This is a genomic window from Breznakia pachnodae, from assembly GCF_030814225.1.
Lineage (GTDB): Bacteria > Bacillota_I > Bacilli_A > Erysipelotrichales > Erysipelotrichaceae > Breznakia > Breznakia pachnodae.
In genome coordinates this window covers 1-11,828 of record NZ_JAUSUR010000007.1, presented here as the reverse complement: position 1 = coordinate 11,828, position 11,828 = coordinate 1, and the positions used below count along the sequence as shown (strand labels likewise).

General features: G+C 32.1%; 10 protein-coding genes. 8 read left to right on the top strand and 2 right to left on the bottom strand.

What is annotated here, in order from left to right:
* Positions 1–100: 100 nt before the first annotated feature.
* The 8 genes from J2S15_RS15945 (at position 101) to J2S15_RS15910 (ending at position 9,511) form a co-directional block, all read left to right on the top strand.
* Complete coding sequence (locus tag J2S15_RS15945; RefSeq protein WP_307410120.1) at positions 101–601, top strand: hypothetical protein; 501 nt, start codon at positions 101–103, stop codon at positions 599–601.
* Positions 602–652: 51 nt separating this feature from the next.
* A complete protein-coding gene (locus J2S15_RS15940; protein ID WP_307410118.1) occupies positions 653–1,153 on the top strand; it encodes a hypothetical protein in 501 nt (166 codons plus the stop codon).
* Between the two features lie 43 nt (positions 1,154–1,196).
* On the top strand, positions 1,197–1,730 hold the full coding sequence (locus J2S15_RS15935; protein WP_307410116.1) for a hypothetical protein: 534 nt from the start codon (positions 1,197–1,199) through the stop codon (positions 1,728–1,730).
* Between the two features lie 574 nt (positions 1,731–2,304).
* The gene (locus J2S15_RS15930; RefSeq protein WP_307410114.1) at positions 2,305–3,045 is read left to right on the top strand and encodes a hypothetical protein; all 741 of its coding nucleotides are present in this window, start codon (positions 2,305–2,307) and stop codon (positions 3,043–3,045) included.
* A 595-nt stretch (positions 3,046–3,640) separates the two neighbouring features.
* Entirely contained in the window at positions 3,641–4,843 is a 1,203-nt protein-coding gene (locus tag J2S15_RS15925; protein ID WP_307410111.1) for an IS110 family RNA-guided transposase, read from the top strand.
* Between the two features lie 676 nt (positions 4,844–5,519).
* The gene (locus J2S15_RS15920; RefSeq protein ID WP_307410109.1) at positions 5,520–7,709 is read left to right on the top strand and encodes an ATP-binding protein; all 2,190 of its coding nucleotides are present in this window, start codon (positions 5,520–5,522) and stop codon (positions 7,707–7,709) included.
* 80 nt (positions 7,710–7,789) lie between these two features.
* Positions 7,790–8,152: a hypothetical protein gene (locus J2S15_RS15915; protein ID WP_307410107.1), complete on the top strand. Its 363-nt coding sequence runs from the start codon at positions 7,790–7,792 to the stop codon at positions 8,150–8,152.
* Positions 8,153–8,623: 471 nt separating this feature from the next.
* Positions 8,624–9,511, top strand: coding sequence for a hypothetical protein (locus tag J2S15_RS15910; protein WP_307410105.1), 888 nt, complete (start codon positions 8,624–8,626; stop codon positions 9,509–9,511).
* Positions 9,512–9,650: 139 nt separating this feature from the next.
* On the opposite strand, the gene ulaA is transcribed toward J2S15_RS15910, so the two are convergent.
* Together ulaA and J2S15_RS15900 are read right to left on the bottom strand one after the other, a co-directional pair.
* Positions 9,651–11,165 carry a PTS ascorbate transporter subunit IIC gene (ulaA, locus tag J2S15_RS15905; RefSeq protein WP_307410103.1) on the bottom strand — a complete coding sequence of 505 codons (1,515 nt, stop codon included), beginning with the start codon at positions 11,163–11,165 and terminating at the stop codon, positions 9,651–9,653.
* Between the two features lie 99 nt (positions 11,166–11,264).
* Positions 11,265–11,828 (bottom strand): hypothetical protein (locus tag J2S15_RS15900; protein WP_307410101.1); only part of this gene is annotated, 564 nt, incomplete at its 5' end.

The window sequence follows — 11,828 nt, the reverse complement described above, 5'->3', positions numbered from 1 at the left end:
AAAGATAGATAAAGTACTGCTACATCGGTGTGTAGAGAGTTATGTGCTCTACGCAGCAAGTTTTTAAAAGCCCTCGTGCAACGAGCGAAAGGAAACATATATGAATAAACAAGAGATAAGAAAAGAAACATTTTCAAATATAGGAAGAATTTTATTTAAGTTGATTACAGTACTCTTTGTACTGATATTTTTAATTGATATTTCAACATTAGAAACAACAACCAATAATTTACTATATATGATGGTAATAGGGTTAGTTGTATTTATATTATTGAACGCTAGTACTTATATAGGTTTTAGTAAAAAACTAAAAAGTATCAATAATACAAATTTTAGGATAAAGGAAACACCAAATGAGAAGGTAAGGAAACGAAAAGAACGCAAACAGTTATTTTATAAAATCAGTATTATCTTACTGAAAGTAGTATTTGCATTTTTGTTATTTGGCCTTATGGCAGGGATACCAAAGGAAACAATTGCTATGAGTGATAAAGTGCAGTTAACAATGGCATGTATGTTTGTATTGTGGCTACTACAGTATTTGCAGGTAAATTATAAATTGGATTATCTGGCAGAAGGTAATCATGATAACGTATATTGAAATTGTGCCGGTCAACGGCACAATTTTGTGAAGTAATAAGAGGTGTATGAAATGAAGAAATTGTTAACAAGAAAGTTAGCCAGCATTTCAAAGAAGCAATGGTTATGTTGGATACTAGGAACTTTTAGAGGATTGTTACATATTGTAATAGGTATAGTAGTTAGCTCCATCATTATGTATGGAATTAAAGATGTTTTTTTAATGATCAAAGCAGGGAAGATTGATTTACAAAGAGAATTCATAATTTCATTCCTATATATATTAATGGGATTTATAGTTCATTCGATCCTAATGCATAAGAGACTAATAGATATGATTGAACTACTATCTCTTACATCGGCTTATGCAATTGCATTTGTAGTTATATGGCATGGATTATTTGATACGGGTGCAGCAAGGGTTGAAACAAGCATTTTTTTGGTGCTATGTATTCTCATGCTTATAGTGAAACATTGTCATAAACAACTACGAGAAGAAATTGGATATCCTGAACGATATGCAGAAAAAGAGATTGATATTAAAGATTTAATAAGAAACAATGAAAGGGATTAATATGGATAAGGAAATAGAGTTTTCGAAAGCTACGAGAAAATTGATGAAAAAAGTGATAAAAGATGAAGATGTGAAATGGACATTTCAAGATATTGCCGTTGATGATCTGGCAGAAGATGAACAATATGAGCGTGGTTACAGATTTATGAGAGGAAAAAGAGGTAGTGGGAAAACGAAATTCATGCGAGAAGTTTTGAACAAGTTGCATGTGCAAGAAAATTTAAAAGCACTGATTTATTCAGCAAAAAATGATTATGAAAATTTGAAAGGAACGCATACATTCCATTACACTCGTCCTTATAACAAAGAGAATGATCTTTTAACTTTATTAAAACGGGAAGACTTATATTTGTATGATTATTTGATTATTGATGAATTCTTGTTTTATATAAAGGATCTAGAAGAATTTACTGAATTACATAAGTATTTATCATCATATAAAAAATTGACAGTATTTTTAATAGCTGAGGATTTTTGGAAAGTAATTGATTTTGAAAAGAAATCAGCATATACAATAAATGATAGATTTTCAAACAAAACACCTCAACAATGGATTGAAAAACGAATGAAGGAATAAAGTGATACACATAAATAGAATAATGAAAAGTAATTTTCCTTATATCTAAAATAAATGATTTGTGCCGGTGACCGGCACAATTTTACTAGATGATTAAATATAAGATGGTTTCAAATTTAAACAATCATGTATATAATAGTAATAGGAATGGCAATCGCTGTTCTGAATTAATAGCCACCTTTATCTAATTGGCTAAGTGAGATAGAGGTGGTTATTGATAATAAAACACTAGTAATTATTTTGTATTATAGTAAAATGAAGTTGAAAATAAGAGTCTGCTAATAGTATCAGTGAACTTTACAATAATGCTGTAATACTATCCCTCAAATTACATTTGACTATTTATAATCTTTTCATATAGAGACTTTCTCTGTTCTAATACTTTGAATAAAGTCGTACAAAATGTAATAAGCAGTCTCTTATTTTCGTCAATATTAAAATATCAATGTAAATTGTGCCGGTGAGTGGCACAAACTGGAATAGGATGTAGTGACAGGTAGAACACAGGTAATAAACGCATAATCAAAAGGTTATGTGTTTTTGTTTGCAATGAAGTCTATAGATAGAGGTAAAGATGGAAAAAATAAGGATTCGAAAAAGTAACTATACAATTCCTTTGTATATAGTAATTGTTTCGGTACAATATTATATATACAAGAAAGGTTTGGGGAATTACATGAATGATATAGAAATAATATTAATAAGTTCACTAATTGGAGCTGCGTTGAGTTTGATTGTCAGTGTTTATATTATGAAAAGAGAAGTACGATTTGAGATGCGTTGGACGATTTATAACACGTTAATTAATGAACTGCATGAAGCAAGAAAAATTGTAGAAAGATATTCAAATGAACTTTCTGACATACTAAGCGATGTAAGCAGAATTGATGAAGAAGCAGAAATAGTAAGTTTGAATCTTGATTTTAGAAAACTACAGGAGATTGTGAATGATTTTTTGTGGATTCGAAATCATTTCTTATTGTATTCAAAAATGTATCAAGCAAAAGAAGCAAGTAGATTAATAAATAAAATAAAGTCAGTTTTCAGCAAAGGTATGAAAACTAAAAATACGACTAGCTTTCTACTTGAATGCAACGAGCGATTCCATGAAGATCATCTATATTTAAATGAAGTGTTGCAGAACTTCTACACTATAAAATCAGAATGCAAAGGAATGGATAACTATGATCCAATTATTAAAAAGAAACTAATTGATAATGTGCGCACGTTCACATGGCGAAATATTAAAATTAAGGAACTTGATGAAATGGCAATTTATCAATCTTTAGCAAAAGAGTTTAAAAGTGTGATTTGATAATATATTTGTTATAAGGGGATTATGCAAATGTGCCAGTGACCGGCACAAATAAAAACTGCAGGTAATGATACATGCAGTTGAAATTTTATAAAATTGGTATATAATAATGGTGAAGATAGCAATTGCTATTCTTATCTAGTAGGACTTCCCCTCAGTATCGCTAAATAATGATTGGGGTAGTCACTCGTATTATAAAGTTAAGAGTTATTCAATTATTCTTAGCTTTTTCTTTTCTAAAAAATAGAAATATAGTATATTATAAATGGAGAAATAATTTCTTGAGACTTGATCTCGTAAAAAGCCCCGTGTAGCTTGACTACTTTTCTGGGTAATCTCTCCGCTTGTAATAAATATGCTAAGGGTGTTTGATGCTCTTGGCTTTTTCTTTTATAGGCATATAGAAGAAAAAGTGAAGGCAAGAGAGAACGTGGGTAGTCATGAGTCAAAGAACTCGAAAAAAAGTCCGTTCCCTTCCTTCTTCTTGATGAATACTCTGATTTAAACTAATTAGGACATAGATCCTGTATGAAACACGAGATAAGGGATTGTTAAGAAGATTGGAAACTCTAAAGCGAAAGAAAAGGAGAACTTTATGAAAGATGTTTGTATTACGGTTGATGTATCAAAAAATGAAAGTCATGTAGGAAGTTATCTTGACTTAAACACACCATTCAAGGCAATTTTCAAAGTAAAACATGACCTACAAGGATTCAAAAAAATTAAAGAACTTGCGAATGAAATGAAACGAATTACTAGTAAAAATGTTCATGTAGTATTTGAAGCAACAGGAATATATCATAGAGGATTGCAAAATTATTTAGAGAATGAAAATTTCATTTATTTCATGGTAAATCCAATTCTATCTTCTAGATACAGAAAGCAAAATCTTCGGAATTTGAAAACTGATAAACAAGACTGCAAAAATATAGCTAAATTATATTTTTGTGAAGAACTCATAGAAGAAAGAAGAGCCGAAGATATATACTATACGTTACGGCAGTATAGTCGAAATTATGAATCATTACTAGTTCATTTGAGGAAATGTAAAGTGAATTTTAATGAAGAATTAGATGTTGTATTTCCAGGATACAAAAAACTATTTTCAAATCTTTATGGAGAAACTTCTATGATTGTTTTGAAGAAGTATAAGCATCCAGAGATTATATCTAATACGAAAGAAACCACAATGTGTAAATACTTGCAAAAGCATACAAATCATCAAGAAAAATGGTTAATGAAAAAATGTAAAGAAATAAAGGAATTCTCAGATAATACAGTATCAGGATGCAGAAAAGATGACGTTAATGTGAAAATATTATTAAGTTTAATTGATCAGATAGAGTATTATGAGTTGTTAGTTGAAGAAATTCTGAATAAAATGATACATTTAGCGAAGAAAACAGAGAACATGGTACTTTTGACAAGCATACCAGGAATAGGAGATAATCTTGCAGCACGAATTATAGCTGAAATAGGAGATATTAATCGATTTACTGAATCTAAACAATTAATTGCTTTTGCTGGTATAGAACCTATGATATATCAATCAGGAAAAAATAATGGGCTCCATTATAAAATTTCAAAAAAAGGAAATAAGCGATTGCGGTGTCTTTTATATCTTGCGGTAAAATGCATAGTAAGAAAAGCAATTGAAGATACAACAATTAGAGAATTTTATCAAAAGAAGATGACACAAGAAAATCCAATGAATCGTAAAGCGGCCATCATAGCAAGTGCAAACAAATTACTTCGGGTGATTTATGGCATGTGTAAAACAGGCTGTTTATATCAATAATTAGAGGATATAATCATATCAAAATAAAAACTGTAGCACACAGTTTTTTTCAGCAGATATATTTTTTGATAGATATCATTCAAAAAGATGTTGACTTTTATTAACTAATCTTTTTTATAATTATCAAGATTTCTTTTACTTCTCTAAGAATGAAAAGAATCAAGATTAAATTACTCATAAGCAACACCTCCTACTATTTAGTCATAAGAGAGTAGTTGGTATTTTGATAAGAACAGATTACTATCTTCAAAAGAATAATACCATAAATTCGATTGGATATAAAACTAGAATGTGCCAGTGACCGGCACAAATAAAAACTGTAGGTAATGCTACACATGCAGTTGAAATTTCATAAAATTGGTATATAATAATGGTGAAGATAGCAATTGCTATCCACTACAAAGCCACTTTTACCTTACGGCAAAATAAGGAGTAAAAGTGGCTACTTCTTTATAATTACTAATATTTCCTTACAATCACGAAGAATAAGTAGGATGATTATTAATTTTTCCAAAGTAATCACCTCCTGCTTCTTTTGTCACAAGGAAGTAGTTGGGTGTGTAGGATAGATTACTATCTTCAAAAGAAGTATACCATAAAATAGAATAGATACAAAACTAGAATGTGCCGGTCACCGGCACATTTTTCTATATAGAAAAATTGTGAAAGGAGTACTATGATTTATCAAGTAATACCAAAGAAAAGTTATGTGTTTGATAAAGAACGGATGCTAAATCTGTTAAAGTCTTTATCTATACCAATGGGTAAGAAGAAACCATTCTTCAAACGCTTACTATCTGATTTTCCATTTTCCTTTGTTATTGATTGCGATAAAGAGGAAAGAATTAGTTTCTATTTTTTGAATCACGAAGTAGATGAGGAATCAGAAGCGTTTATGAGCGCTTTACAGACGTTTTTAGGTAGTGAGGCATCTGTGTTAGCGATTGATGGGAATCTGCCTGAATATCAGCGTGCGAGCACGCTGTATGTACCAAATACGAGAAAGAAGTCATCAAAGAAATTGACTTCTTTTTTTAATGACTCAATACAAATGACAATTATCAATACTTTGCAAAAGAATACACGTATTTGGCTCAATTTTAAAATAAAAAAAGGGAGTGTATTTGATAAAAATAAGAAAGTTCAAAAGCAAGCAAGTGATGTAGAGATAGAATATATATTAAAAGTACAAGGAGCTACAAAATATGAGAATACATATTTAAGAGATATATCTTCCAAGATTGTTGCTCTTACAGCTTATGAAACAAAATATTATGTAGATTACAAAGAAAGTTATCAGGTAAGTGTCTCAACCGGTTTAGAGTTGATGAACTTACTGCAGATACCAACATTGGATGGAAAAGGAGAAGAAATCAATAAGATTCGTTATTTGTATCAAGGTCAGGTTACGTTAAAAGATCATGAGTTTTTGAAAGGATTGTATATTGGAAAATTAGATCATCCAGTGCAGCACGATCGTGATGTGTACCTAAGTGAATCGAAGGCGAGAGAACATATTGTAGTAACTGGAACTACAGGAAGTGGAAAATCATCTGTAGTTGAAGGAACTATTCAGGATTTACTAAAAAGAAAACTGGATGGTGAGAAGGACGTACCAGGTTTTACATTTTTAGATCCACTGGAGAGCTCAGCATTGGGTGTTATTGATATGTTATTGAAATTTAAAGCAGATGGATATGATGTAGAACCCTTATTAGAAAAGATACGCTATGTAGACTTTAGTTATAAGGATTATGTTTTCCCAATATCACTATTAAATCCTAATACAGATACCACGGAGTTATTGGATTTCTTTACTTCTCTTTATGGGGATAACAAGACAATTCAAGTGGATCGTATGATGAGTGAAGCAATTCAATGTTTATTGAGTGATCCACTGAAAGAACATCCAATTGCAGATATTTCAAAAATTTTTGACAGGAGTGATGATAAGTATCGTAAACGGTTAGCTAGTCGTTTGAAAAAGAATATGTATGCACAAGACTTAGTGAATTTTTTACTAAAGACATCAATGAGTGAGAATATAGTGAACCCAATATTGAATCGTTTGAACTCATTCAAAAATACGGAACAAAAGAAATTGATGTTTGGATTAACGAGTAAATATGATTGTGTGAAAGAAATCCGTAAGTGGATGGATGAAGGTTATATCATTTTGATGAATTTAAAAGGGATGAGCAAGTTTGATATTAAAGTTATTTGTGGATACTTAAGTGTGCAATACTATTTGACTGCTTTAGGTAGACCAGATTTCTCTTTACTTCACTTGTTAATTGTTGATGAAGCCCATGATGTTCAGTTACCGATTTTTCCTAAGATAGCTGCTAAGCTAAGAAAGGGAGGTTTGGGGTTGGTAATTATGTCGCAATATCTAGAACAATTCTCTAGTGACTTTCGAACAGCTCTTTTGGGGAATATGAATACAATTATATCGATGAAGCAAAAAGGAGAAGCTGCGAAAAGTCTAGTACCTTTGATTTCTAGTGGAACAGTGAAAGAAGAAGATTTGAAAACACTACGTGATATGAGTGGATACTTGAGTACAAGTGATCACGGAGTTGAGAAGAGTATTATGATTAAGGTGGATTACCCTTATCGATACACAGATGGAAAACTAGTGGACCATAATAACAAGACTGCAGTAAAAGAAAATTTAGAAAAGAATAGAATATTTGCCAGAGAACTTATGGCAAGAGATTGTATAAGTAAAACGGATGCGGAAAAGATAGTATTTAAAAATTACCTCAACAGGAAAGAAACCAGTGAATATGAAAAGGAGCTTTTGGCAGAAGGAGATAGCTTACTGTCTGTAGAGAAAGGAGATCAAATTGCATGGGAGGATTAAGAAAGTATATATACAAATTAAAAAGAATATTCAATGCAGGTACATGGAATAGAATCAAATATAAGATGAGGGGATTGGTAATGAAACTACTCCCTCGATGGTTACGAAAACCAGTGCAGTTGTTTTTATCGTTGCTTGGAGTATGGTTGTATTTGTTGTTTATGATTAAGTTATCACAGAGTATTTTTTTGATTACAGCAAAGAATATGATTCAATCAGGAATAGATACTTTATTACGTGAGGTACATAGTGGGATTGTGATCACTGTAACAATAGCACTTATATATTTATTGATGAGAGCATACTTAAGTCCATTGACTGATGAGAACGGGAAGACACTTAACAGTTGGTATTATCAGATTAATGGGATAGTTGTGTTACTCTATCTGGTGATTACAGTAGGTGCGTTTATGCCATTGCTTATTCAGATGCTAGAGCAATAGGCAACGCAACTGATTCTTTTAAGATAGCCAATTATGATGCAATATTGAGTAGGGGATTGAACTAAATCAACCCTCTTTTTTTATCTGGAATTACTATGCCGAAAACTATGCCGATTGCTATACGAAGTAGGGCATAGTTTTTGGCATAGTAAAAACTGCTTAAAACCTAATAAACAGGGGATATATAGCAACACTGCTTGATGCAATAAAGAGTCGACTAGTGTACCTTATACACTAAATAAAAACCTTACGGAAACCAACTATACTAACCCTACCATACGAAGCCTTCTACAATTCCTAAAAACAATACTCTAACTACCTTACTACTAACTAATAAAACTACTTCTAACCAACAACTAATACTACTCAATATAAACTACTATAATTATCAATATCTATATACATAACTAAAACAATAAAAAGACAATTGTGCCGGTGACTGGCACAATTCACTGAAAGGAGAGATGAGAGATGGGGAATAAGACAAGACCAAGAGTTGACAGCGAGGATAGGGAATTAATGAGAATGATTGCAATCTATGGATTCGTGGATATGTGTTTTGTATATAAATTCTACAAAGTAGGGAAGAAGCAAGAAACTGTAGAAAGACGGATTCTACAATTAGCACAGTATGGCTATTTACAAATCAGGAGAACATACATTCCACAAGATTATACGCTAGATGCTAGAACTGGATACAAAGCAATTACGTTAGGGAAGGTTGGACTACAGGCGATGCATGTAGCGGGTTATCCTGTGACAGATTATAGAGATACGCTTCGCAATGCAGCACCTTATAGAGTTTATCACCAAGTGCAAGTTGCGACAGTATGTGAATGTATGAAACGAAACTTCAATCAGTCTGCAGATAGCAAATTTAAGATTACCAGGATATTGAGTGAAAAAGAATCGTGTTTACCAAAAAGAACAAATCAACCGGATGGAATTATTTTGCTTGAAAGAAAGGATCGCGATTTAAAAGGTAATATCGCAATCTTTATAGAAGTAGAAAGATCCTATGCAAGTAAAGATCGTATTCACAGTAAGTTATCTAGTTACGCAACTGCGTTTGATGAAAATGCATATTCCAGACATTTGAAGATTCCAATCATTGCACAAAGAGTATTATTTATTTCACAAACCGATATGCAAATAGAAACGATCCATAAGAAGATTGAACAAAGTCCACATGCGAAGGAAATAGAGATACTCACAACAAAGTATACAGATGTATGTGAACGCACCTTAGAAGAGGTTTATAAGCAGCCTGTGCATAACTATACTTATCGTTTGCTTCAAAATATGAATAAACATGAAAAGGACAATAATGTAGGAAAACCAGAGATGAGCACCACTTAAGTGTTTGTCTCTGGTTTTTTATAATGTTGAAGCGGATGGATGTATAAAAAGAAGAGGTTATCCTATCCTGATTATAATATGTACGAAAAGAAAAATAAAAATTTTGAGACTATTGCAAAATCAATAGTCTTAATAGGAATTATTGTTGAACTGTCTTTGCTTTTCTTCTTACTTCTAGTACACATAGCAGTGCGAATACCACACCAATTACTACAATTCCAATAATCGGGTTACTTAGTAAAATGGTAATCACAATTGCATCAATACAGTCATGTCCAACTCCTGCAACTCCATATGCAGAGAAGTCAAACATTGTTGATAACATTGCACTTAAGAAGATTAATAAGAATCCATATACGAATCCTGAAATGATTGCTCCTCTTCTACCACCAGTTGCATTTCCAAGAATACCAGCAACTCCACCAGTGAAGAATGCACCAATGATTGATACTAATGGAACTGTATTAAATACCATTGAACATACGACCATTGATACTATCATACCTGCTACTGCAGTAACGAATCCAATCATCAGTGAATTAGGCGCAAATCCAAATAATGCAGGTACATCAAGTGCCGGAATTGCACCTGGTACAAGTTTATCAGAGATTCCTTTAAATGCTGGAACTAGTTCTCCTAAGAACATACGAATACCTTGTAGTAATACTAAGATACCTGCTGTAAATCCTAATGCTTTCATTAATCCAAATAGAATGTAGTTTGTACCATCACTTAGTGCTCCAACTTTATCTGGTCCTGCCATAATTACGACAACCATGTAGAACACACCCATAACGATTGCAACTGAAATTGATGTATCTTTAAATACTTCTAATGATTTTGGTAATTTTAAATCTTCAGCACTCTTTGTTTTATCACCTAATAATCCACCAATATAAGCAGAAGGTACTGTACCTAATGTTGTTAAGTGAGCTATCGCAATAGAATCATTACCAGTTATCTTTCGTACCATTGGTTGTGCCAATGCTGGTAATACAACCATGATAATACCTTGTAATGCACTACCAATTATGATAATCATTGTCTCGCTGTAATCCGCTTTATATAATGCAAATGCTACTACCACTGATAAAATCCACATCATATGTCCAGTTAAGAAAATATATTTTAGTGGAGAGAATTTCGCTAAAATCACATTTACCAAGAATCCAATTGCCAAGATAATCGAACTTGTACTTGCTACAACTGGCAATGCCTGTTGTATTGCTCCTACCACTGCTTCTGATGAAGTCGCAAATCCTGTCAAATTAAATACATCTGTAAATAATGATACAAACGGTAATATCTCATTAACAATCAAACTTGATCCTGCTGATAATACCAGCATCCCTAACGATGTTTTTAGTGTTCCTGAGAAAACTGCTGCGGAACCTTTTCCCTGTAACACCAATCCAACAAGTGCAACTAACCCTAATACAAACGTAGCTTTCCCTTGAATCTTTTCCAATTTTCCCTGTTTTACCAATTCATCAATTGTATTACGAACCGTAATCCTGCTCACATTATAAATCTTAATCAGCTCACGCTCTGAAGGAATCGGTTCTCCTTTACGCCAAACACCTTTTTCAATGTTTTCTTCTATTTTCTTTGCCAACTTATAATATATTGGTAATTTATCATTTTCATTTTTCACTGTATTCCCTCCTCTATTCTTAATGTGCAACTGGTTATAACCAGTTGTCAATAGTTTCATTAAAAAAACTTTCCCAAGAGTGAGAAAGTCCTTTGTTTATTAGATAAAATAGAAGTTTATTTCATTTGGAACATTAAAGTCATAAAACTCATAATGTACAACATTAGTACGTTCCTGTACTGTCTCACCTGATGTATATTTAATTGTTTCTTCTAAACGTTCATCAATAATATATCCATCTTTGTTCACTGTAATCTCAAACTTCTGATTTACATAATCGCCTACAATATTACAAACTTTATTATCACGGTCATCTGGATACTTTTCATTATATTTCTTTGCTTTATCCAATGTGAATGTATATTTTGTATTCTCTCCATCCTCTTCCTTGGTAACTTTGTAGTAGTTTGTATCAATTTCTTTGAACACTGTATTCATAATCAGTGCATCATTATTCCCACTAATTGTATCTACCTGTCCACTCATTTGTGAAAACTCTTGATAGAACCCCTTATTTTTATAATAGATTGTATGATATTGAATTTGATCCTCAACTTTTTGAACCATGCGATATGCTATATCATCCCCATCTTTGTTCACTTCATATTCTGCAGGATTTGGATTTGCCACTTTTACTTTTGTCCCTTCACCATCACAAACCAA